Origin of the sequence: uncultured Limimaricola sp. (genome assembly GCF_964022235.1) — a bacterium.
GTDB lineage: Bacteria > Pseudomonadota > Alphaproteobacteria > Rhodobacterales > Rhodobacteraceae > Limimaricola.
Window position 1 is genome coordinate 119,293 of sequence record NZ_CAXHZL010000002.1, and the last position, 22,540, is coordinate 141,832.

General features: G+C 66.7%; 23 protein-coding genes and 1 tRNA gene. 9 read left to right on the top strand and 15 right to left on the bottom strand.

Annotated elements, in window-relative coordinates:
• Positions 1-48 precede the first annotated feature (48 nt).
• The 4 genes from AADJ02_RS03045 to AADJ02_RS03060 all read left to right on the top strand — a co-directional run bounded on the left by AADJ02_RS03045 (position 49) and on the right by AADJ02_RS03060 (position 5,652).
• Positions 49-1,089 (top strand): ligase-associated DNA damage response exonuclease, encoded by a 1,041-nt coding sequence (locus tag AADJ02_RS03045; protein WP_341211515.1) that lies wholly within the window; start codon positions 49-51, stop codon positions 1,087-1,089.
• The gene (locus tag AADJ02_RS03050) at positions 1,086-2,690 is read left to right on the top strand and encodes an ATP-dependent DNA ligase (protein ID WP_341211516.1); all 1,605 of its coding nucleotides are present in this window, start codon (positions 1,086-1,088) and stop codon (positions 2,688-2,690) included. Before AADJ02_RS03045 ends, AADJ02_RS03050 begins: the two co-directional genes overlap by 4 nt.
• The gene (locus tag AADJ02_RS03055; protein WP_341211517.1) at positions 2,687-3,766 is read left to right on the top strand and encodes an endonuclease/exonuclease/phosphatase family protein; all 1,080 of its coding nucleotides are present in this window, start codon (positions 2,687-2,689) and stop codon (positions 3,764-3,766) included. Before AADJ02_RS03050 ends, AADJ02_RS03055 begins: the two co-directional genes overlap by 4 nt.
• Before the next feature lie 68 nt (positions 3,767-3,834).
• Complete coding sequence (locus AADJ02_RS03060) at positions 3,835-5,652, top strand: M3 family oligoendopeptidase (RefSeq protein WP_341211518.1); 1,818 nt, start codon at positions 3,835-3,837, stop codon at positions 5,650-5,652.
• An 85-nt stretch (positions 5,653-5,737) separates the two neighbouring features.
• On the opposite strand, the gene AADJ02_RS03065 is transcribed toward AADJ02_RS03060, so the two are convergent.
• The 5 genes from AADJ02_RS03065 to AADJ02_RS03085 all read right to left on the bottom strand — a co-directional run bounded on the left by AADJ02_RS03065 (position 5,738) and on the right by AADJ02_RS03085 (position 10,387).
• On the bottom strand, positions 5,738-6,376 hold the full coding sequence (locus AADJ02_RS03065; RefSeq protein WP_341211519.1) for a hypothetical protein: 639 nt from the start codon (positions 6,374-6,376) through the stop codon (positions 5,738-5,740).
• A 110-nt stretch (positions 6,377-6,486) separates the two neighbouring features.
• Positions 6,487-7,188: an NAD(P)H-binding protein gene (locus AADJ02_RS03070; RefSeq protein WP_341211520.1), complete on the bottom strand. Its 702-nt coding sequence runs from the start codon at positions 7,186-7,188 to the stop codon at positions 6,487-6,489.
• Positions 7,189-7,235: 47 nt separating this feature from the next.
• Positions 7,236-8,210 carry a Gfo/Idh/MocA family oxidoreductase gene (locus tag AADJ02_RS03075; protein WP_341211521.1) on the bottom strand — a complete coding sequence of 325 codons (975 nt, stop codon included), beginning with the start codon at positions 8,208-8,210 and terminating at the stop codon, positions 7,236-7,238.
• Positions 8,211-8,296: 86 nt separating this feature from the next.
• Entirely contained in the window at positions 8,297-9,196 is a 900-nt protein-coding gene (gene rpoH / locus AADJ02_RS03080) for an RNA polymerase sigma factor RpoH (protein ID WP_341211522.1), read from the bottom strand.
• Between the two features lie 168 nt (positions 9,197-9,364).
• Complete coding sequence (locus AADJ02_RS03085) at positions 9,365-10,387, bottom strand: RluA family pseudouridine synthase (protein ID WP_341211523.1); 1,023 nt, start codon at positions 10,385-10,387, stop codon at positions 9,365-9,367.
• Between AADJ02_RS03085 and AADJ02_RS03090 the strand changes: the two genes are divergently transcribed.
• Positions 10,386-10,697, top strand: a complete 312-nt coding sequence (locus AADJ02_RS03090) for a DUF6476 family protein (RefSeq protein ID WP_341211524.1) — start codon at positions 10,386-10,388, stop codon at positions 10,695-10,697. The two genes, AADJ02_RS03085 and AADJ02_RS03090, sit on opposite strands and share 2 nt — an antisense overlap.
• Before the next feature lie 20 nt (positions 10,698-10,717).
• Here AADJ02_RS03090 and AADJ02_RS03095 read toward each other — a convergent pair whose 3' ends face one another.
• Complete coding sequence (locus tag AADJ02_RS03095; RefSeq protein ID WP_341211525.1) at positions 10,718-11,068, bottom strand: SPW repeat protein; 351 nt, start codon at positions 11,066-11,068, stop codon at positions 10,718-10,720.
• 216 nt (positions 11,069-11,284) lie between these two features.
• A tRNA-His gene (locus AADJ02_RS03100) sits at positions 11,285-11,361 on the bottom strand.
• Positions 11,362-11,499: 138 nt separating this feature from the next.
• Here AADJ02_RS03100 and AADJ02_RS03105 point away from each other — a divergent pair.
• Positions 11,500-11,694: a DUF6324 family protein gene (locus AADJ02_RS03105; protein WP_341211526.1), complete on the top strand. Its 195-nt coding sequence runs from the start codon at positions 11,500-11,502 to the stop codon at positions 11,692-11,694.
• Here AADJ02_RS03105 and AADJ02_RS03110 read toward each other — a convergent pair.
• From AADJ02_RS03110 to AADJ02_RS03130, 5 genes are all read right to left on the bottom strand, one after another.
• On the bottom strand, positions 11,678-12,220 hold the full coding sequence (locus AADJ02_RS03110) for an MmcB family DNA repair protein (RefSeq protein ID WP_341211527.1): 543 nt from the start codon (positions 12,218-12,220) through the stop codon (positions 11,678-11,680). The two genes, AADJ02_RS03105 and AADJ02_RS03110, sit on opposite strands and share 17 nt — an antisense overlap.
• 324 nt (positions 12,221-12,544) lie before the next feature.
• Positions 12,545-13,012 (bottom strand): transcription antitermination factor NusB, encoded by a 468-nt coding sequence (gene nusB / locus AADJ02_RS03115; protein ID WP_341211528.1) that lies wholly within the window; start codon positions 13,010-13,012, stop codon positions 12,545-12,547.
• Complete coding sequence (locus AADJ02_RS03120) at positions 13,012-13,527, bottom strand: 6,7-dimethyl-8-ribityllumazine synthase (protein ID WP_341211529.1); 516 nt, start codon at positions 13,525-13,527, stop codon at positions 13,012-13,014. Before AADJ02_RS03120 ends, nusB begins: the two co-directional genes overlap by 1 nt.
• Positions 13,527-14,657, bottom strand: a complete 1,131-nt coding sequence (ribB, locus tag AADJ02_RS03125) for a 3,4-dihydroxy-2-butanone-4-phosphate synthase (protein ID WP_341211530.1) — start codon at positions 14,655-14,657, stop codon at positions 13,527-13,529. Before ribB ends, AADJ02_RS03120 begins: the two co-directional genes overlap by 1 nt.
• Positions 14,658-14,790: 133 nt before the next feature.
• A complete protein-coding gene (locus AADJ02_RS03130; protein WP_341211531.1) occupies positions 14,791-15,462 on the bottom strand; it encodes a thiamine diphosphokinase in 672 nt (223 codons plus the stop codon).
• A gap of 170 nt (positions 15,463-15,632) precedes the next feature.
• On the opposite strand from AADJ02_RS03130, the gene AADJ02_RS03135 reads away from it, so the two are divergent.
• The gene (locus tag AADJ02_RS03135) at positions 15,633-17,996 is read left to right on the top strand and encodes a hypothetical protein (protein ID WP_341211532.1); all 2,364 of its coding nucleotides are present in this window, start codon (positions 15,633-15,635) and stop codon (positions 17,994-17,996) included.
• Between the two features lie 87 nt (positions 17,997-18,083).
• On the opposite strand, the gene AADJ02_RS03140 is transcribed toward AADJ02_RS03135, so the two are convergent.
• The gene (locus AADJ02_RS03140) at positions 18,084-18,320 is read right to left on the bottom strand and encodes a DUF2842 domain-containing protein (RefSeq protein ID WP_341211533.1); all 237 of its coding nucleotides are present in this window, start codon (positions 18,318-18,320) and stop codon (positions 18,084-18,086) included.
• 13 nt (positions 18,321-18,333) lie between these two features.
• Positions 18,334-19,626, bottom strand: coding sequence for an adenylosuccinate synthase (locus tag AADJ02_RS03145; RefSeq protein ID WP_341211534.1), 1,293 nt, complete (start codon positions 19,624-19,626; stop codon positions 18,334-18,336).
• Between the two features lie 173 nt (positions 19,627-19,799).
• On the opposite strand from AADJ02_RS03145, the gene secG reads away from it, so the two are divergent.
• Both secG and AADJ02_RS03155 read left to right on the top strand, forming a co-directional pair.
• A complete protein-coding gene (gene secG, locus AADJ02_RS03150) occupies positions 19,800-20,159 on the top strand; it encodes a preprotein translocase subunit SecG (protein ID WP_341211535.1) in 360 nt (119 codons plus the stop codon).
• A gap of 172 nt (positions 20,160-20,331) precedes the next feature.
• Positions 20,332-21,975, top strand: a complete 1,644-nt coding sequence (locus tag AADJ02_RS03155; RefSeq protein ID WP_341211536.1) for a CTP synthase — start codon at positions 20,332-20,334, stop codon at positions 21,973-21,975.
• Positions 21,976-22,027: 52 nt separating this feature from the next.
• Here AADJ02_RS03155 and AADJ02_RS03160 read toward each other — a convergent pair whose 3' ends face one another.
• Complete coding sequence (locus tag AADJ02_RS03160; RefSeq protein WP_341211537.1) at positions 22,028-22,495, bottom strand: lysozyme inhibitor LprI family protein; 468 nt, start codon at positions 22,493-22,495, stop codon at positions 22,028-22,030.
• Positions 22,496-22,540: the final 45 nt, after the last annotated feature.

Consider the following 22,540-nt stretch of genomic DNA (forward strand, 5'->3'; position numbering starts at 1 on the left):
TTCAAATACGCACTACCCGGCCCCGCCCCCCGCGCTACCCTCGGGATCATGAGCGATCTTCTGACCTTCACCGACCGGGGCATCTTTTGCGAAGCGGGCGATTTTTACATCGATCCGTGGCGGCCGGTCGACCGCGCCCTCGTGACGCACGGTCACGCCGATCACGCGCATGAGGGCATGTCGCATTATCTGGCCACCGACATCGCCGCCCCGGTGATGCGGCACCGGCTGGGCGAGATTTCCCTCGACACGATCCGTTATGGCGAGACACGCCGCATAGGCGACGTCACCGTGTCGTTCCACCCGGCGGGGCATGTCCCCGGCTCGGCGCAGATCCGCATCGAGCACAAGGGCGAGGTCTGGGTCGCCTCGGGTGACTACAAGACCATCGACGACGGGCTTTCGACCCCGTTCGAGCCGGTCAAATGCGACGCCTTCATCACCGAATCCACTTTTGGACTGCCGGTGTTCAAATGGACGCCGCAGGACGAGCTGGCGCGCGATCTCAACGCGTGGTGGGCCGCGAACGCCGCCGAAGGGCGGTTTTCGTTGATCGGGGCCTATGCGCTGGGCAAGGCGCAGCGGATCCTGACGCTAGCCGACACCTCGATCGGCCCGATCCTCACCCATGGCGCGGTCGAGAACACCAACGAGGTGCTGCGCGCGCAGGGCATCAAGCTCCCCGACACGATCCGGGTGACGCCCGACACCGACCTCAAGGCCCATCCGGGCGCGCTTGTCGTCGCCACGCCGTCGGGCCTTGGCGGGCCGTGGTCGCGCCGGTTCGGCACGGCGGCCAACCCCGCTTCGACGGCCTTTGCGAGCGGCTGGATGGCGCTGCGCGGGGTGCGCCGCAGACGGGCCGCCGACCGCGGTTTCATCATGTCCGACCACGCCGACTGGCCCGGGCTGAATGCCGCGATCCGCGACACCGGCGCCTCCCGCATCTTCGTCACTCATGGCTATACCAGCGTGTTCCGCCGCTGGCTCGAAAGCGAGGGCTATGACGCGGCCATCGTTTCGACCGAGTATTCGGGCGAGAACTTCGACGCGCCGGACGAAGGTGAGACCGGGGGCGAGGCGGCATGAAACGTTTCGCCGAACTGTTCCGGGCCGTCGACCAGACCACGCGCACCACCAAGAAAGTGGCGGCGATGGCGGAGTATTTCCGCGAGGCGCCCGACGCCGACAAGCTCTGGACCATTGCGCTGTTTTCAGGCCGCCGCCCGCGCCGGACCATCACCGCCACCGTGCTGCGCGAATGGGCCGCCGAACGTGCGGGCATCCCGCTTTGGCTGTTCGAAGAGGCCTATCCGATCGTCGGTGATCTGGCCGAGACGATCTCGCTCGTTCTGCCGCCCGCCGGGGCCGAGGAGGATCGCCCCCTTAGCCACTGGATCGACGAGATCCGCCGCCTGTCGAAGCAGGACGATGCCGCGCGCAAGGCGGGCATTCTGGCGGCATGGGACGCGCTGGGTCCGACCGAGCGGCTGTTGTTCACCAAGCTGCTCACGGGCAGCTTTCGCGTCGGCGTCAGCCAGAAGCTGATGACCCGCGCGTTGGCGCAGGCCACCGGCATCGACGAGCCCGAGTTGACGCATCGGCTGATGGGCTCATGGACGCCCGACGACATCACCTGGCACAGCCTCGTGCATGCGCCCGACCCCACGGCGAGCCTGTCGCGGCCCTATCCGTTCTACCTCGCCTACCAGCTCGACGATCCCGAATCCTTGGGCGATCCGGGCGACTGGATGGCCGAGCGCAAGTGGGACGGCATTCGCGGTCAGCTGATCCTGCGCGGCGGCGACCATCACCTGTGGTCGCGCGGCGAAGAGCTGATGACCGACCGGTTTCCCGAACTGGCCCGGCTCAAAGATTTTCTGCCGATGGGCACGGTGATCGACGGCGAGGTTCTGGGCTGGGGCGACGAGGTGCCCTTGTCGTTCAACGCGCTGCAAAAGCGTATCGGACGCAAGACCGTGCCAAAGAAGCTTCTGGCCGAGGCGCCGGTGATCCTGATGGGATACGACCTGCTGGAACATGAGGGCGAGGATATCCGCGCCCTGCCCTTTGCCGAGCGCCGTGCCCGGCTCGATGCGCTTGGGGCCGGCCTGCCGGCCGAGGCGCCGTTCCGGCTCTCGCCGCTGGTCCCGGTGGAGAGCCTCGACCAATTGGCCGAGGAGCGCGCGAAATCGCGGGACCTTATGGCGGAAGGGCTGATGCTGAAACGGGGCGACAGCCCCTATCTCGCCGGTCGCAAGAAGGGCGACTGGTGGAAGTGGAAGGTCGATCCGCTGACCATCGACGCGGTCATGGTCTATGCGCAGGCGGGCTCGGGGCGGCGCGCCAACATGTTCACCGACTTCACCTTTGCCGTACGCGATGGCAACGGGCTGGTCCCCTTCACCAAGGCCTACAGCGGCCTCACCGATGCCGAGTTTCGCAAGATCACCGCATGGGTGCGCAAAAACACGCTCGAACGCTATGGACCGGTGCGTCACGTCAAACCGGAACATGTCTTCGAGATCGGCTTCGAAGGCATCCAACCGAGCCCGCGCCACAAGTCCGGCGTCTCGCTTCGGTTTCCCCGAATGCTGCGTTGGCGCCACGACAAGCCGCTCGACGAGATCAACACGCTCGCTGATCTGAAAGACATGCTCGCCACCTATGGAGGAGATAGCACCGCATGAGACATGCACTGGCCGTCATCGCGGGGATCGCCCTCCTGCTGCTTGTCACAGCCTCGTTGCTGCCGCTTCTGGAGACCGACGCATGGTGGGTGCGCTATCTCGACTTCCCCCGCATGCAGTTCGCCGCGGGGCTCGTTGTGCTTTGGGTGCTGATGGTGGCGCTGGGCGGCATCGGCCACGGGGCTGCGCGCTGGCTCACGATCCTCGCGGTGATCGCTCTGGGCTATCATGGCTGGCGGCTCTGGCCCTACCAGCCGTTTGCGGCAAAGATGGACCCCGGCACCGCCGAATGTGGCCCCGAGGCGCGCCTCAGCGTCATCGTCGCAAATGTGCAGCGCTCGAACCAACAGGCCGAGGCGGTCATCGCCCTCGCCCGCGAACAGAACCCCGACCTGTTCTTCGTGATGGAAACCAACGAATGGTGGGACGAGGCATTGGCCCCGCTCGACGCCGACTATCCGTTTCACGAGCAGGATATCCCGTCGGACGCCACCTACTACGGCATGCACGTCTTTTCGCGCCACGGCTTCGACAGCGCCGAGATGCGCATGCCCTTTGGGGCAGACACGCCGCTGTTCGACGCGGTGATGGCGCATCCTGTCGGCAAGCTGCGCGTCTTCGGCGTCCACCCGCGCCCGCCCCAGAGAGGCCAGCCTTCGACCCTGCGGGACGCCACGGTGCTGGAGGCGGCAATCGGCGCGCGCGACGGTGAGCTGCCCGCCCTGCTCGCCGGAGACTTCAACGCGACGCCTTGGGAGCGCACCTCGCGCCGGGCGCTGCGTCTGGGCCGCCTGATCGATCCGCGCGCGGGACGTGGGCCGATGGTCAGCTTCGACGCAAACTCGTGGTGGATGAAATGGCCTCTGGACCAGATCCTGTGGCAGGAGGGGCTCGCCATGACGGGGTTCGAGGTGCTGGGCGACATCGGCTCGGATCACTACCCGTTGCGCGCCGATCTGTGCCTTACCACAGAGGTGGAATTGCGCCCGGTGCCCGCGCGCGACAGCGACAACGCCGAGGCGCGCGCGACGCTGGAAAAGGCCCGCGCCATGCCGGATGCCGCTTTCGACGGCTGACACGGGTTGAGCCGCACCGCCCCCGACCATATCTTTCGCCTCCGAGACACAGGACAGAGAGCAGCCCAATGACCCAAGACCCCCGCTTCGACGCCGCGACCGAAACCGGGGGCCGCCCTCTGGGCAACCTGCCGGAATGGGACCTGAGCGATCTCTATCCCGCGCCTGATTCAGCTGAGATCAAGAACGACATCGATTGGCTCGAGCAGGCCTGCGCCGAGTTCGCCGGTGATTACGAAGGCAAACTCGCGGGTCTCGACGCGCAGGGGCTTTTGGAGGCCGTGCAGCGCTACGAGCGCATCGACATCGTCGCGGGCCGGATCATGTCCTATGCGGGTCTGCGCTACTATCAGGAGACCACCGACTCCGAGCGCGCCAAGTTCATGTCCGATTGTCAGGACCGGATCACCGCCTACACCACGCCGCTGGTGTTCTACGGGCTGGAGTTCAACCGGCTCGACGAGGATCACCTCGAAACCCTGCTGGGCCAGAGCCAGGAACTGAACCGCTACCGCCCGGTGTTCGAGCGGATGCGCGCGATGAAGCCCTATCAGCTCTCGGACGAGCTGGAGAAATTCCTGCACGACCAGTCGAGCGTCGGCGCGGCGGCTTGGAACAAGGTATTCGACGAGACCATCGCCGGGCTGACCTTCACGGTGAACGGCGAAGAGCTTGGCATCGAAGGCACGCTGAACCTGCTGACCGATCGCGACCGCGCCAAGCGCGAGGCGGCGACCCATGAGCTGGCGCGCGTGTTCAAGACGCAGATTCGCCTGTTCTCGCGGGTCCACAACACGCTCGCCAAGGAAAAGGAGATCGAGGATCGCTGGCGCGGCATGCCGACGCCGCAGACCGGGCGTCACCTGTCGAACCACGTCGAGGCGGAGGTGGTCGAGGCGCTGCGCGACGCCGTGGTCGCGGCCTATCCGCGCCTGTCGCACCGCTATTACGCGCTCAAGGCCAAGTGGCTCGGCCTTGAGAGGATGCAGGTCTGGGACCGCAACGCGCCGCTGCCGATGGAAACCGACCGCATCGTCGGTTGGGACGAAGCGCGCGGCATGGTCGAGGAAGCCTACGGCGATTTCGACCCGCGCATGGCCGAGCTGGCGAAGCCGTTCTTCGACGAGGGTTGGACCGACGCCGCCGTGAAGCCGGGCAAGGCGCCCGGCGCCTTCGCGCATCCGACGGTCTCGACCGTGCATCCCTATGTGATGCTGAACTATCTCGGAAAGCCGCGCGACGTGATGACGCTGGCGCATGAGCTGGGTCACGGCGTGCACCAGCGGCTGGCGGCGGGCCAAGGCGAACTTCTGTCGTCGACCCCCCTGACGCTGGCGGAGACGGCGAGCGTGTTCGGCGAGATGCTGACCTTCCGCAAGCTGCTCACCAAGGCCAAGGACCAAGGTGAGCGCAAGGTGCTGCTCGCCGGCAAGGTCGAGGACATGATCAACACGGTCGTGCGCCAGATCGCCTTCTACGACTTCGAGTGCAAGCTGCACGCGGCGCGCGCCCAAGGCGAACTGACGCCCGACGACATCGACGCGCTGTGGATGAGCGTTCAGGCCGAGAGCCTTGGGCCGGTGTTCGACTTCGCGCCGGGCTACGAGAGCTTCTGGGCCTATATCCCGCACTTCGTGCATTCGCCCTTCTACGTCTATGCCTATGCCTTCGGCGACGGCCTCGTGAACGCGCTCTATGCCGTCTACGAAGAGGGCGGTGAGGACTTCCAGGAGAAGTATTTCGACATGCTTAAGGCGGGCGGCTCGAAGCACCACAAAGAGCTTCTGGCGCCCTTTGGCCTCGATGCCAGCGATCCTGCCTTCTGGGACAAGGGCCTGTCGATGATCGAGGGCATGATCGACGAGCTGGAAAAGATGGAGGGCTGAGCCCTTCTGACGCGAAATGCACGAAAGGCCGGGGAGTGATCCCCGGCCTTTTTCGTTTCTTGCCAGCAGGTTTCTACCGGTCGCTTCAGTCGTCGTCTTCGTCTTCGTCATCGTCGTCATCATCGTCATCATCGTCATCGTCATCGTCATCGTCGTCATCGTCGTCATCGTCATCTCGCTCACGACGCTTCTCGGCCTTCTCGTCATCACGTTCACGACGGTCCTCGGCCTTCTCGTCATCGCGCTCACGACGGTCCTCGGCCTTCTCGTCATCGCGCTCGCGACGGTCCTCGGCCTCTTCCTCCTCGCGCTCACGCCGATCTTCGGCGCGTTCCTCCTCGCGCTCGACCCGGTCCTCCTGCTCCTCTTTGGCGCGTTCGGCGCGACGGTCGCTGCGCGGAGCCTCGTACTCTTCCTCGACCAATTTGCCGGAAACGTCGTATTCCCGCTCAACGGACGAACCGTCGGCGCCGCGCGTCTCTTCTTCGAACAACTGGGCTCCATCGCCGCTATAGACACGCTCGGTGCGGCCTGAGGCGCCGCTGGCCTCGACGATGAGCGTGTCACCGCTCGGACGGATGCGGATCTCGCCGCTGTAGCCTTGGGCCACGAGCTGCGCCACAACGGCATCGATAGTGGCCTGGCTGGGCGCGGCCAAGGCCGGGGTCGTCAGGCCGAGCGTCGCCGCAGCGAGGCCCGTCATGAGATAGGTTCTAAGGGTCATGCAGTCTCTCCTGTCCCTGGTCAGCAAGCACCCCTTGAGTGCGCTCTACTTCGGGATAGGTCATGACCCATGAATGCGCCAAGAATACGTCAGATTCCCGGCTCGGGACATCAGGCCAGCATCTCCTTGACCACCTCGTAGGACGAGCTCAACTCATCGCTCTCTGCGCGCGCGATGGCCGGGGTCTGGCGCGACCAATTTCCGCTCTCCACACATTGCAGCATGAAATGCGCCAGATCGGCGTGGCGCGTGCGGATGAGATCCTCGGGGATGACGTCCGGCACCACCACGTAATCGCCGGTCAATGGCTCCGGCAGAAGCCAGCCGGGGCGCACAGCGGTCCAGTCGAGATCGCTGGCGCGCAGTATCTCCTCCATCTCGCTCATCTGGTGCAGCACCCGGGTCAGCGCCGGGATCGCCGTGGTGCGAAACAGCAGCGGGCCGCGATCATGCGTGACCACAAAGCTCGCCGAGATCGTCACCAGCCGTGTCACGCCGCGCGCCTGCATCGCCTCGACGATGTGCCTTGTGCCGGTGGTGTAGAGCGGCGGCGGGTCCATCAGCGTCGCGGGGTCGCCGGGCACGCCCAGCGCCGAGATCACGGCATCGACGCCGTCGACCACCGGCCCGAGGTCGTCCTCGATCACATTCGCGGTCACCCGTTCCACGTTGTGCCCGGCAGGGGGCGCGTCATCGGGCCATGCCATCTCGGCAGCGCGGACATGGTGGCCCCGCGCCACCGCCTGTTTCACCACCTCCTGCCCGGTTACGCCATGCGCGCCGAGTACGAGGATCGTCTTGGGGTCTGCCATCGCGGTCGCCTCCGGTGATGTTTTCCGAAGGACAACCGCCGTTCGCCTCAGCCGTTCCCGCCAGCGGCATAGACCATATCGATCATCGCCTGCGTGCCCCGGCTGAACTCGAGCGGACAGGCATAGGACGCCCCACCAATGGCGGCGGTGAAATTCTCGACCTGAAGCTTGTAGTGATCGACGCCGGGCCAGCGTTCGTGCACCACCCGCATTCCTTCGGTTTCGAGCGTCAGTTCGGCCTGACCGAATGTGTTGGCATTGAACGGGCAGAGCAGCTTCAGCACGCCCTTGTCGCCGTGGAACGTCACCTCCTGCCGAGGGTGCAGCCGCATCGAGACCATGCCGGAATACTCGAAGCTTTCGAACCGGGCGGCGACCTGCGCATAGACGTCGACGCCGTTCTCGTAGCGGATGGTGGCGTGGCGGATGCTTTGTGGCTCTTCTTCGGTGACGAAACGCACCGAGCCAAAGGCATAGACGCCGATGTCGGGCAGCCCGCCACCGCCGGTCTCGGGCTTGTTGCGGATGTTGTCGGTGGCAGCCGCGTTGTTGAAGCTGAACGCCGCCTCGACATGACGCAGCTCGCCCACGGCCCCGCCCTGCACCAGCTCCTTGGCCCTGATCCACTGCGGGTGATGCACGATCATGTAGGCCTCGGCCGCCATCAGCCCGGTGGCGTCGCGCTTGGCGATCACCTCGTCGAACTCCGTAGCCGTCATCGCCAGAGGCTTTTCGCACAGCACATGCTTGCCCGCGTCGAGCGCCTTGAGCGTCCATTCGACATGCATGGCGTTGGGCAGCGGGATATAGACCGCGTCGATCTCGGGATCGTCGAGCAGCGCCTGATAGTCGAGATGCACGCGCAGCCGCGGCTGGAATGCCCGGAAGGAAGCGGCCTTCTCCTCGGAAGAGGTGGCAAGCGCGGCCAGCTCCGAGCCGTCGGCGGCGTGGATCGCGCGCGCCATGGCGCCCAGCGCGAATTTCGAGGCGCCCAGAACGCCCCAGCGGATCGGTTCACTCATCACGGTTTTTCCCTGACATGCGGGAAAGAAAAACCCTTCCCCGTTTCCGGGGAAGGGTAATGATCGCGGCGCAGAGTGCAACGCGCTCAGGCGCGCTCGAGCATCCCGCGTTCCTTTGCCAGCTCCTGCATCCGCTTTTGCAGCTTTTCGAAGGCGCGCACCTCGATCTGCCGGATGCGCTCGCGGCTGACCTCGTATTGCCCCGACAGGTCTTCGAGCGTCACCGCCTCTTCCTGAAGCCGGCGCTGGATGAGGATGTCCTTTTCGCGGTCGTTGAGCACGCCCATCGCCTCGGCCATCAACTCACGGCGTGCATCGAGCTCGTCGCGCTCCTCATAGTCGCCCGCCTGATCGGCGCTGTCGTCCTCGAGCCAGTCCTGCCACTGCGTGGCGCTGTCGCCATCCGAGCCGACCATGGCGTTGAGCGAGGCGTCGCCACCCGACATGCGCCGGTTCATCGACACGACCTCGTCCTCGGTCACGCCGAGATCGGTTGCGATACGCTTGACGTTTTCGGGCCGCAGGTCGCCCTCTTCGAGCGCGCCAAGACGCGCCTTGGCCTTGCGCAGGTTGAAGAACAGCTTCTTCTGACCCGAGGTGGTGCCGAGCTTGACCATCGACCACGAACGCAGCACGTATTCCTGAATCGAGGCTCGGATCCACCACATCGCGTAAGTGGCAAGGCGAAAGCCCTTTTCGGGGTCGAACTTCTTGACCGCCTGCATCAGCCCGACATTGGCCTCCGAGATCACTTCGGCCTGCGGCAGGCCGTAGCCACGGTAGCCCATGGCGATCTTGGCCGCGAGACGCAGATGCGAGGTGACGAGCTGGTGTGCGGCGCCTGCGTCCTCGTGGTCGACCCAGCGCTTGGCCAGCATGTATTCCTGCTCGGGCTCGAGCATCGGGAACTTGCGGATTTCCTGCAGGTAACGGTTCAGCCCCTGCTCCGGCGACGGGGCGGGAAGATTCGTATAGGTCTCTGCCATGGGCCCCTCCTTTCGGATGTCTCTTGGATCGGTCAGCGATACGGCGTCGTGCCCAGCGGGGCAAGCGCCGCCTACCGCAACAGCCTTGTGCAATGATGAACCCTTCGGCCCCACCCGACGAGGGGGCGCGTCCGAGGTTCAGTCATTAGTGAATTTCGTTACGGAATTCTAACCGCGCAGTGCCGCGAGGAGTTCCGCCATGTCGTCGGGCAGCGGGCTGTCGAAGCGCAGCTTTTCGCCTGTGGCGGGATGCACGAAGCCCAGCGAGGCCGCGTGCAGCGCCTGCCGCCCGAAGCCCGAGGCCAGCGCCACCGCCTTGGCACTATGGGTCTTCTCCGAGAGCTTGCGCCGTCCGCCATAGACCGGATCGCCGATCAGAGCATGGCCCGCATGCGACATATGCACCCGGATCTGGTGCGTGCGCCCGGTCTCCAGCCGACACTCGACCAGCGCCGAGGCCGCGAAGGCCTCCATGACCTTTGCCCGCGTCACCGCGTGGCGGCCCTGCTCGAAGCTTACCGCCTGCCGCTGCCGATCGGTGCGGTGACGGCCCAGCAGGGTTTGCAGCTTGAGCACCGAGCCGGGCTCGAAGCTGGCCCCTTTCACGCCGCGCAGACGAGGGTCGTTGGGGTCAGGCACGCCGTGGCACAGCGCGAGGTAATGCCGCTCCGCGGTGTGCTTTTCGAACTGCAGCGCCAGCCCCTGATGCGCGCGGTCGGTCTTGGCGACGACCAGAAGACCGGAAGTGTCCTTGTCGATCCGGTGCACGATGCCGGGCCGCTTGGCGCCGCCGACGCCCGAGAGATCGTCGCCGCAATGGTGGATCAGCGCGTTGACCAGCGTGCCGTCGGGGCTGCCGGGGGCGGGATGCACGACCATGCCCGCGGGCTTGTCGATGACGATGAGATCGTGATCCTCCCAGACCACGCTGAGCGGGATCTCCTGCGCGCCGATGTGGCTTTCGGCGGCCTGCGGCACGGTGATCTCGACCACCGCCCCCTCGGCGACGCCCGCCTTGGCGTCGGTTGCCACGGCACCGTCGACCGTCACGGCCCCTTCTGCCAAGAGCTTGGCGATGCGCGAGCGCGACAGCGTGGCCTGCTCTGGCACATCGCGGGCCAGCGCCTTATCAAGGCGCGCCGGCGGGTTTTCGTCGATGGTGAAGCGGACGACAGTGGAGAGATCGGCCATGAAGGCTCCCGAGACAGACGGCCCGGTCCTGATCCCGCCCGAGCTGAAATGGCTCAAATGGCTGGTGATCGCTCTGGCGGGCGTGATGATCGCAGGCTTCCTAGTGCTGATCGCGGCGATTGTCATCCGTCTCGATGCGGCACCCGCCCTTCCCCTCCCCGAAAGCATCGCGCTGCCCCGAGGCGCCGAGGCGATGGCATTCACCCAAGGCCGTGACTGGATCGCGGTGGTGACGACCGATGACCGGGTGCTGATCTATGGCCGTGACGGGGACTTGCGACAGAGCATGGGGATCAACCGCGCGGAATAGGCCCCGCGCGGTCCAAGGCGTCAGGCGTGCCCGCCCTCATGCGGGATCAGGTGCGTCCAGAGAGCCGCGACGGCGAGCACGGTGCCGCTCAACACCGCGTTCCAGGCGGAGGCGGGATCGGTGCCGGTAAAGCCGAGCATCCAAGGCGCAGCGACCACGAGCACCGCGACCACCGCCACGGCAAAATCCGTCCCCTCCTGCGCGCCGTGCTCTACCAGACCGGCGATAGCCAGCACCACGACAAGCGCGCCCAGCGCCACGATGCTCCAGAAGGCGGAACCCGCCGTGTGGTCGAAGACCCATGGCGAAACGATCAGCCAAAGACCGACCACGAAGAAGACCCAGTCCTGCCAGTGATGTCGTTTTGTCATCCGATCCCCCTCCCGAAAAACCGATGAGCACCCCCATGGAGCCCTCGGCGATCTTGAGCACCCGCGGCCCATCAGGCCGTCCGACCATTGGGGGGAAGCGGCCCTCGGGCCACACGCGGGCCGCGATGCGGCCCTGACCGGATCATACCACAACCCTGCGGCGCAGGCGACGGGCCTCGGCGCGGATCGCAGTCACATTTGAGAAGAGAGGGGAGGTGGTACCGCCTTCCTGGCTTGAACAGGAGACCTCTGGATCCACAATCCAGCGCTCTAACCAACTGAGCTAAGGCGGCACTGGCGCGGGAATTAGCGCCAGCAGGATCGGATTGCAACCCCCCTGCCCCGGTTTTGGGCCCTCTTCCCCAAGGTCGTCCACCTTGCCTGACGCGCGCCTCGGCGCTAGGGACATCGCAGCTTTGAAAGGAACCGACATGGGTATCGACACCGAACGCGACATCGAGGCGAACCTGCAGATCGGCCCGACCGATCAGGGCATGGTGCGGCTGTTCATCGAAGCCGGCACAACCGAGATCCCGATGGATTTCGACCCCGAAGAGGCCGAGGACATCGCCGAGGAGATCAAGGCCGCCGCGCGCGCCGCGCGCGCGGTCAAGAAGAAAGGCTGATCGCCGGATCGCGCGCCTTGTGCCAACGCAGGGCGGCATGGCGCGCGAATTTCTGCAGCATCACCTTGCGCCGGGCCCCCGACAGCTTGGTCTCGGGCGCCATGGTCACGATCTCGGCGTCATAGCCGTCGGCGATGATGACGCCCGTGTCCTCGGGCAGAAGCTCGAGCGGAAACGCGTCGTCCACCGCCCAGAAGTAGCGGTCGCAATAATCGAGATAGCCCTGCCACTTGCGGTCGGAGGCAAAGTCGGCCCGGCTTGATTTGCATTCGATCACCCACAGCTCGCCCTTGGGGCCAAGCGCCATCACATCGACGCGCAGGCCCGAGGCGGGTACGAACTCCTCGATGGTGACGAAGCCGTGGCTCAGCAGGTGACGACAGACGCCACGCGCGAGGATCTGTCCCGGCTGCGGCGTGGCGCGCGGGCGCGACAGCGCCTCGGAGGACAGCGCGTCGTCGGGCAGAACCGCCGCACGACGCTCGCCCTTCTCCCAATCGTCCCAGTCGTTCCATTCATCCGGCATGGGCGGCATCATGAACATATCGGCAACATGCTTCAAGCGGCGAAAGCCAAGGCGCGGCCCCTTGTCACGCCCGATCCCCGATCCTAGATGTGGTCACGGCGGGTTCTGCTCTTCTCGTGCCAAGGGGTCAAATTCCAGTGGCCTTAAGCAATTCCGAGGGAGCTGGCTCTGTGCGGACCCTGGTTCGTTTACCTGGCGCCCACCTGTATACACAGGTCCTCGGGAATATTCACCCCTACGGTCGCTGCGGTTCCCGCCACCTTTTCCCATGACAAAGGGGCGCGGCTTGCGCCACGCCCCCTGACTTTTCGGCCCGAGCGGCGTTCAGAACGCCTCGGGCCGCGCCTCGCGTGCCATATGGTCGAGCACGCCGTTGACGAACTTTGATTCCTTGCCGTCGGGATAGAAGGCCTTGGCGATCTCCACGAACTCGACGATCACCACCTTGGGCGGCGTCACCTTGCCCAGAAACTCTGCGCCCGCGGCGCGAAACAGCGCTCGCAGCGTCGGGTCGATGCGGGCGATCGGCCATTTGGCGACCAGTGCGCGGTGCGTCATCTGGTCGATCTTGGCCTGCTCGTCGACGGCCCCCTCCATCAGACCACGGAAGGTGGCGAGATCGCCCTCCTCCCATTCGCCTTCCTCGTAGGTGGCGCCGAAGCGATGCGTTTCGAACTCGCGCATGACGCTGTCGACGGATTGGCCCGAGGCCTCCATCTGGAACAGCGCCTGCACGGCATACATGCGCGAAGTAGAGCGCATGCGCCGCTTTTGGGTGTTCGATTCGGCCATCAGCTTTCTCCCAGCCGGTCGGCGGTAAAGCCGAGGCCCTTGTCCTTGCGCCCAAGCTGGCGCGACAGCGCCACGAGGTGCAGCGCGGCAGCGGCGGCACCGCCGCCCTTGTTCTGACCCTGCGGGTCGGCGCGCACCGCCGCCTGTTCGTAGTTTTCCACGGTCAGGATGCCGTTGCCGATGCACAGCCCCTGAAGCCCAAGCAGCGTCAGCCCGCGCGAACTGTCGTTGCACACGGTGTCGTAATGGGTTGTCTCACCACGGATCACGCAGCCCAGCGCCACGAAGCCGTCGTACTCGCCCATTCGCGCGGCGATGCCGATCGCCGAGGGCAGTTCCAGCGCGCCGGGCATCTCGACGATTTCATAGGTGCCGCCCGCCGCTTCGACCTCGGCCATGGCGCCAGCGACAAGATTGTCGGCGATGTCCTTGTAGTAGGGGGCGACGACGATGAGGATCTTCGGACCCTCATCGAATGCGGGACGCGCGAGCGCGTGGTGGGTGGGGCCAGCCATCATCCGATCTCCGAGATCTTGCGAGTGTCGATGATCTCGAGACCATAAGCGTCGAGCCCGACCACGCGGGGTTTGGGGGAATTGGTCAGCAGCACGATCTTCGACAGGCCGAGCGTCGAGAGGATCTGCGCACCGAGCCCGTATTGCCGCAGCACGTGCGGCGAATGCTCTTCTGTGGTGGCAAGCTTCATGTGCAGGTCGCGCAAGAGCACCAGAACGCCGCGCCCCTCATCCGCGATGGCCTGCATCGCGTCGCCGAATTCGCGGGCGCGGCCCCGGGGGCCGGTGCCCACCACGTCGAGCATCGGGTCGAGGGTGTGCATACGCGTCAGCACGGGGTCATCGCCCGAGATGTCACCCTTGATCAGCGCGATGTGCTCGGCACCCTGCGTGGTGTCGGTGTAGACGCGCAGGGTCCAGTCACCGCCAAACTCGCTGGTGATCTGCTGCTCGTCACGCAGCTTCACGAGGTTGTCGTGGCGGCGGCGGTAGGCGATCAGGTCGCTGATCGTGCCGATCTTGAGCGCGTGCTTCTGCGCGAAGGCCACGAGATCGGGCAGACGGGCCATCGAGCCGTCCTCCTTCATGATCTCGCAGATCACGCCCGCGGGGTTCAGGCCCGCCAGCCGCGAGATGTCGACGGCGGCCTCGGTATGACCGGCGCGCACCAACACCCCGCCCTCACGGGCGCGCAGCGGAAACACGTGGCCCGGCGTGGCGATATCGACCGCGCTCTTGCTGGCGTCGATGGCGACGGCGACGGTGAGCGCGCGGTCCTGCGCCGAGATGCCGGTCGACACGCCTTCGCGCGCCTCGATCGAGACGGTGAAGGCCGTCTCATGGCGCGAGGAGTTGTTGGTCGACATGAGCGGCAGGCCCAGCGCGTCGATGCGGCTGCCGGGCAGCGACAGGCAGATCAGCCCGCGCCCGTGCATGGCCATGAAGTTGATCGCGTCAGGTGTCGCCATCTGCGCCGGGATCACCAGATCGCCCTCGTTCTCGCGATCCTCGTGATCGACGAGAATGAACATGCGGCCGTTGCGCGCGTCGTTGATGATCTCGTCGATCGGGCTGATCGCATCCGACCAGTCGCGCTCCACGGGGCCGGGGGTCTCGAAGCTTTCGGTCACTGGCGGTTCCTGACGATTTTTGGGCCGGGACGGGGATGCAGGTGCAGATAACGGCTGGGGGCGGTTTTGCAAAGCCCGCAAGGGCCCGCGCAAGGCCGACCTCGCGCAGGGGCAATGTGCGGCGCTGTGCGGCCTAGCGCGGCGGCCAGCCTTCTTCGGCGGCTCCAAGCCCGGCGATCACCGCATCGAGTGCTGCGCGCGGCGCTATGGCGAGCATCAAGGGCGCGGTCGGGCGCAGCATCACCCGCCCCGTCACCTCGTTCGAGGTGCCGACGCGGCGCGCGGGCGAAAAGCGGATGCCTTCCGTGGGCCAGCGCAGCCCCTCCGACGCGCAGCCGACCTCGCCCATTGGAAACAGCGAGAACGGGGCGCCCGGGACGAGGTCGAGCGTGATCCGTGGCGGGCAGAGAAAGACGAGGCTCTCGGTCCCAATCAACAGGCAGCGCCGGTCGGCCCGCGCGGCCAACACGTGGAAGGCCGCCAACTCGTGATCGAGCCGGCCGCCGGTGAAGCCCACCGCCAGAACCAGGGGCGCGTCGATGTTGCGCAGCGCCTTGTCGAAATCGGTGCTGTCCTGCTCGGCGATCTCGTGCAGCCGGTCGGCAAACTGGGCGGCCGACTCGCCGATGCTGTCCATGTCGCCGATGACGGCGCGCGGGGTGTGTCTGGCTTTGGCCGCATGGCGCGCCCCACCGTCCGCCGCCACGAGCAGCGGCGCGCGCGCCAAGGCGAGCGGCAGGTCCGCCGCTCCCAAAACACCGCCGCCAAGTAAAGTTATCGCTTCAGCGCACTGGACAATCGCCACGACCACCCCTCATCATCCCCACAAGTCGAACGGTCCGCCGCAGTTTTGCCATGAAATCATCACTTGGCCACCCGCTTCGCGGTCCCGATTCAAACCCATTCACTGCTACATCGGGATGGACAGGGTAGAAAGCGAGCACTCAGATGGTTGGATCAAGCAAGATACTCACGGTGTCCTACGGGACCTTCTCCTGCACGCTGGAGGGGTTCGACGACTCGTTCGACACGATGAAGGCCATCGCAGAATATTTCCGCGATCTGGCTTCTGACGATCGGTACTTCGGGGCCGAACCCCCGACCCCGGATGCCGAGATGCTGGCCCGCATCGCCGAGCGCGAAGTCTCGCGCCGGGTCGAGGCGCGCACCGATGGCAGCGGCATCGTACTGCGCACGGGTCAGGCGCTGCCACCCGTGACGCAGCCCGCTCCTGTGGCGCAGCCTGCCCCGGCGGCACCCCCCGCCCCGGTGGCGGAGCCCACGGCAAAGGCCCCTGATTCGGCTTCTGCGCCCGAGGCGGCACCGACGCCTGCCCCGCAGCCGGCGCCAGCCGCTGCCGAAGCCCCGCGTCAGGCCCAGCCGCAGCCCCACAAGACCGAGCCTGCTGAGCCCGCGCCGGTGGAGGTCGACGCATCTGAGGCGGAGGCCGAATGGTCGGACCCCGCCCCCACGCCCCATGTCGTCCGGCCCCGCACGGCGCAGGACGCCGACAGCGTCGCGGCCAAGCTGCAGCGCATCCGCGCCGTGGTCGGTCGCCAGACCTCATTTGCCGCCGAGTGCGAGGAAGAGGACATCGCGCCCGCATCGCAGCAGCGCCCCGCCGCCGGGATGTTCGACACCGCCCCCCAGCGCACCCCGGCACCACCACCGCGCCGCGTCGAAGAAGCGCCCGCGACCAAGGCCCCCGAGCCTGCCGCGCCCGCCGCGCAGCAAGACGACACCACGGCCGAGGTCCCGGCACAGGCGAGTCAGGCCCACCCGGCCCGCGCCCGTGTCGTGCGGATGCGCAAGGCCGATTTCGACCGTGCCCTCGCCCGGGGCGAAGCCCACCGCATGATCGAGACCGAAGCCGCGACGCCGGAGCCCGCCTCGGCATCGCATGAGCAGCCGGACGTGGCCGACGCCGAAGCGGACGCCGCCGAACCGCAGGCCGAATCCACCGCGATCGTCCCACAGGCGGCGGAGTTTGAGGACACCCCGCAGGCGGCAGATCCCAAGGATGCCCCGCAGGCCGCGGAATCAAAGGACGCGCCGGTCGTTGCCGATGCAGCGTCGAACTCGGATGCCGACGTCCCCGAGACCCTGTCGCAGGAGACGGAAGCGCGCGACGAGACCGCACCTGCGGCCCCGGCCGCCGCACCGGCCCGCACCGATGCGCAGCTATCCGAGGACGCCGAACGCGCGCTTCTCGAGGAGCTCGCGGCGCTCGAGCGGGAAATGGGCTTTGATCAGGATGGACCGGCCAGCCAGGAGATCGCACAGAGGGACGGTGTGGCGCAGGATGAGCCGAGCTTTGGCGATCTCGCGAACGAAGCTTCGGTTGAGATGTCGGACGCCGAGGCCGAGACCCCCAAGGAGGATCACTCCGAGGTGGCATCGGATCTGCCCTCCGATCTGCCCAAGGAGTTCGTGTTCAACACCGACCCCGAGGCCGAGGCCTCGGACAAGCTCGCGCATGAGCGGCGCAGCACGGACGTCGGCGAGGCGGCGGCCGAAGACGAGACCGACGCGATTGAATCGGATCGCCCCGCCGAGGCGCCCCATGGGGCTGTCGGAGCGCAGACGCTGGGCACCGACGAGGCCGACATGTCGCGCATCCTTTCAGCCACCGCCGCACGCATGGCCGACCCGGAATCGGGCCGTCGCCGCGATGCGATCTCGCAGCTCAAGGCCGCCGTCGCCGCTACCGAGGCGGCACGCCGGCTGGGCGAGGTCGAGGCGCGACAGACCGCCGAGGACGTGTTCCGCGACGACCTGCGCCAAGCCGTCCGGCCGCGTCGCCCGTCCCTGCCGACGCAGGACACCGATTCGTCCGACGCCGCTCAACCGCGCCCGGAGCGGCCGCGCCCTGCCCCGCTCAAGCTGGTGGCCTCGCAGCGCGTCGACATCACCGAGGAGCCCGCAAAGGGCGGCCGCGTTCCGGTGCGCCCGCGCCGCGTCGCAGTGGCCGAAGCCGAACCGGCGATCGAGAGCCAGCCCGAGGCCAGAACCGAGGCCCCTGCCCCCAAGCCCGCGGAGGCTGCGCCTGCTTTCACCGAAAGCTTCAGCGACTTCGCGACCCGGATGCGGGCGCATGATCTGCACGATCTGCTGGAGGCTGCGGCAGCCTATACCGCCTTCGTCGAAGGGGCCGAGGATTTCTCGCGGCCGCAGCTGATGGACCGGGTGCGCGAGGTCTGCCCCGAACCGATCAGCCGCGAGGACGGGCTGCGCAGCTTTGGCACGCTGCTGCGGCAGGGCATGCTCAAGCGAGTGCGCAGCGGTCGTTTCGCCGTCGCCTCCTCGAGCCGCTTCAACCCCGAGCGCCGCGCCGGCTGATCCGACCCGGTCACGGGCCATGCTCCCGACGAAAAGGGCGGCGCCGGAAGGCGCCGCCCTTTCTCAATTCCGCCGCGAAGGGCCGGTTCAGCCGTCGTCGCGCTCGTCTTTGGGATCGGCTTTGCCGACGCCGAGGAATATCCGCCGGAACGGCAGTGCCCAGAGGAATCCGAGCCCTGCGTAGATCGCCAGTTCCGTGAGGATCGAGGGCCGATCGAACAGCCCGACCACCGTGATCGCCACGATGATGTAGCCCGGCAGGCCCACCAGCAGGATCAGCAGCGACAACCGTCGCCGCGCCTTGATCGAGAGCTTGCGTGCCATCAGCCCCTGTTCCTCAATCTGCGAACGGATCGGTGACGAGGATCGTGTCGTCACGCTCGGGGCTGGTCGAGACCATGGCCACCGGGCACTGGATCAGCTCTTCGATGCGGCGGATGTACTTGATCGCCTGCGCCGGAAGATCGGCCCAGGACCGGGCGCCGGCGGTCGATTCCTGCCAGCCCGACATTTCCTCGTAGATCGGCACGCAGCGCGCCTGACGGTCGGCGGCGGTGGGAAGGTAGTCGTAGCGCTCGCCATCCAGCTCGTAGCCGGTGCAGATCTTGAGCGTCTCGAAGCCGTCGAGCACGTCGAGCTTGGTCAGCGCGATACCCGAGACGCCCGAGGTGGCGCAGGTCTGGCGCACGAGGCAGGCGTCGAACCAGCCGCAGCGACGCTTGCGACCGGTGGTGGTGCCGAACTCGTGGCCCCGCTCGCCCAGACGCTGGCCATCGTCGTCGTGCAGCTCGGTCGGGAACGGACCTTCGCCGACGCGGGTGGTGTAGGCCTTGACGATGCCAAGCACGAAATCGATCGCGTTCGGGCCGACGCCGGTGCCGGTGGCGGCCTGCCCGGCGATGACGTTCGAGGAGGTCACGAAGGGATAGGTGCCGAAATCGATGTCGAGAAGCGCGCCTTGTGCACCTTCGAACAGAATCCGCTGTCCGGCGCGGCGGCGCTCGGTCAGCACCTTCCACACGGGCGCCGCGTATTCGAGGATCGCGGGCGCGATCTCGCGCAGCTGCTGCAGCACCGCTTCGCGGTCGACCGGCGCAAGACCGAGGCCGTTGCGCAGCGCGTTGTGATGCACCAGCGCCCGGTCGAGCCGCAGCTCGAGCGTCGCGTCGTCGGCGAGATCGGCCACACGGATCGCGCGGCGGCCCACCTTGTCCTCGTAGGCGGGCCCGATGCCGCGCCCGGTGGTGCCAATCTTGGCAACGGTGCTGAGCCCCTCGCGCGCCCGGTCCAGCTCGCCGTGGAACGGCAGGATCAGCGGCGTGTTCTCGGCGATCATCAGGGTCTCAGGGGTGATTTCCACGCCCTGACCACGGATGCCTTCGATTTCCTTGAGCAGGTGCCACGGGTCGAGCACGACGCCGTTGCCGATGACCGAGAGCTTGCCGCCGCGCACCACGCCCGAGGGCAGCGCGTGCAGCTTGTAGACCTCGCCGCCGACGACCAGCGTATGGCCCGCGTTGTGACCGCCCTGAAAGCGCGCGATCACATCGGCGCGCTCGGACAGCCAGTCAACGATCTTGCCCTTGCCTTCGTCGCCCCACTGGGTGCCGACGACCACCACATTCGCCATGGACGTACCCTCTCCGGTCTTTCAATCCGGCGTCGCTATAGCGCTCCGCGCGGCTTGGCGAAACCGCAAACTGGCCACGAGCCGGCAACGCCCCCACTTCGGGGTTGCGACATGGGCCGCCCTCTTCTAGATACGGCGCGTTCCGCTCCCACCCGTCGCTCGCAGAGGTCCGCATGGAAAACGTCGTCCTGATCGTCCACCTGATCCTCGCGCTGTCGCTGATCGGCGTGGTTCTGCTGCAGCGCTCCGAAGGCGGCGGCCTCGGCATGGGCGGCGGCAGCGGCGGCGTGATGTCGGGCCGGGCCGCGGCCACGGCGCTGGGCAAGATCACCTGGGGCCTCGCGGGCGCCTTCATCGTCACCTCGATCGCGCTGACGATCATCGCCGCCGAAAATTCGGCCGGTGGATCGGTGCTTGACCGGCTGACCGGGTCGGCCCCTGCCGAAGACAGTGCGCCGGCGACCGACCTCGGCGGCGGCAGCCTGCTGCCGCCCTCGCCCACCGATGGCCCTGTCGTGCCGCAGGCCGAGTAAGGCCACCCACAACCACTGGGCGTCGGCCGAAATCGGCCACATGATCTTGCGCCCCCGGTTGCGGTCACGGGCCGAATCCGGATATCCTCAAATCCCGTGATGCCGCGAAACCCACGTTTCGCGGCAGTCTTCCATTCGATGCATATTCGACGATCACGGGGTACTTCCGACCATGGCGCGTTACATCTTCATCACCGGCGGCGTTGTCTCCTCGCTCGGCAAGGGACTGGCCTCGGCGGCGCTGGGTGCGCTCCTGCAGGCCCGCGGCTATACGGTCCGGCTGCGCAAGCTCGACCCCTATCTCAACGTCGATCCCGGCACGATGAGCCCGTTCGAGCATGGCGAGGTCTTCGTCACCGATGACGGCGCCGAGACCGATCTCGATCTTGGCCATTACGAGCGCTTTACCGGAGTCGCGGCGCGTCGCACCGACAGCGTCTCTTCGGGACGGATCTATTCGAACGTGCTCGAGAAGGAGCGTCGCGGCGATTACCTCGGGAAAACGATCCAAGTGATTCCGCACGTCACCAACGAGATCAAGGATTTCCTTTCGGTCGGTGCCGATGAGGTCGATTTCCAGCTCTGCGAGATCGGCGGCACGGTCGGCGACATCGAGGGCCTGCCCTTCTTCGAGGCGATCCGCCAATTCGCGCAGGAGCGCCCGCGCGGCCAGTGCATCTTCATGCATCTCACCCTCTTGCCCTTCGTCGCGGCCTCGGGCGAGCTGAAGACCAAGCCGACGCAGCACTCGGTCAAGGAGCTGCGCTCGATCGGCATCGCGCCTGACGTGCTGGTCTGCCGCTCCGAGCATCCGATCCCCGAAAAAGAGCGCGAGAAGATCGGCCTCTTTTGCAACGTGCGCAAGGAAAGCGTGATCGCGGCCTACGATCTCAAGTCGATCTACGAGGCGCCGCTGGCCTATCACCGTGAGGGGCTCGATCAGGCCGTGCTCGACGCCTTCGGCATTTCGCCCGCGCCCAAGCCCAACCTTGCGCGCTGGCACGACGTGAACGACCGCCTGACCCATGCCGAAGGCGAGGTCCGCATCGCCATCGTCGGCAAATACGTACAGCTGGAGGACGCCTACAAGTCGATCAAGGAAGCGCTCACCCACGGCGGCATGGCCAACAAGGTCCGCGTCAAGGTCGAGTGGGTCGACAGCGAGGTCTTCGACCGCGAGGATCCGGGCCCGTATCTCGAAGGGTTTCACGCGATCCTCGTGCCCGGCGGCTTTGGCGAACGCGGCACCGAGGGCAAGATCAAGACCGCCCAATTCGCGCGCGAGCGCGGCATCCCCTACCTCGGGATCTGCCTTGGCATGCAGATGGCGGTGATCGAGGCCGCGCGCAACGTTGCGGGCTTCAAGACCGCGGGCTCCGAGGAATTCGACCACGAGGCGGGCAAGCGCCGCTTCGAGCCGGTGGTCTATCACCTCAAGGAATGGATCCAAGGCAATCACGTGGTCGAGCGGTCGGTCGGCGACGACAAGGGCGGCACGATGCGTCTGGGCGCCTATACCGCTGCTCTCACCGAGGGCAGCCGCGTGGCCGAGGTCTACGGCGCCAGCCGCATCGAGGAGCGGCATCGCCACCGCTACGAGGTCGACACCAAGTACCGCGAGGCTCTCGAAGCCAAGGGTCTGTGCTTTTCGGGCATGTCGCCCGACGGCCGCCTGCCCGAGATCGTCGAGTGGAAGGACCACCCGTGGTTCATCGGCGTGCAGTTCCACCCCGAGCTGAAGTCCAAGCCCTTCGCGCCGCATCCGCTGTTCGCGGACTTCGTGCGCGCCGCCGTGGAGACCTCGCGGCTGGTCTGAAGAACGCCCGCGCAAACCTCAAGGGCCGCTCCCCCGGGAGCGGCCCTTCGCGTTAGCGATAGAGGCTGAAGTAGAACTCGATCGCCTTGCGCGCGGTCAGATCACGTTGGCAATCGGCGCCATAGATCACCCGGATCGAGCCGCCGTTCGCACGATCATAGGCCCGCGCACACTCGGCGTCGCGGTCCTTGATCCATTGGCGCTGCGCGGCCAGCAGCCGGTCCCAGCTGCCGTTCGCCTGAGCCCGCGCCCGCATCGGCCCCCACCAGGCGTTGAGCCAGCTGTCCCAAGCGCCGGCTTCGCGCATCACGCAATCGGCGATCTCGAGGGTGGTCTGGCCGCGGCAGGCCCCGGCAATGATGTCGGAGCATTGCGCCAGCACTTGCGCCTGCGAGCCACTCGCGGCGGCTGTCTGCACACAGGTGCCAACGCGCGCCACATCCTCGCGGCTGGGAGTCGTCTGGGCTGTAGCGGTGCCGCCGGACATGAGCACCGTGAAAACGAGGGCAGCACGAAGCATGGGAAACCCCTCCCGAAACCGATGAAACAGGCCGACAGCCTAGCA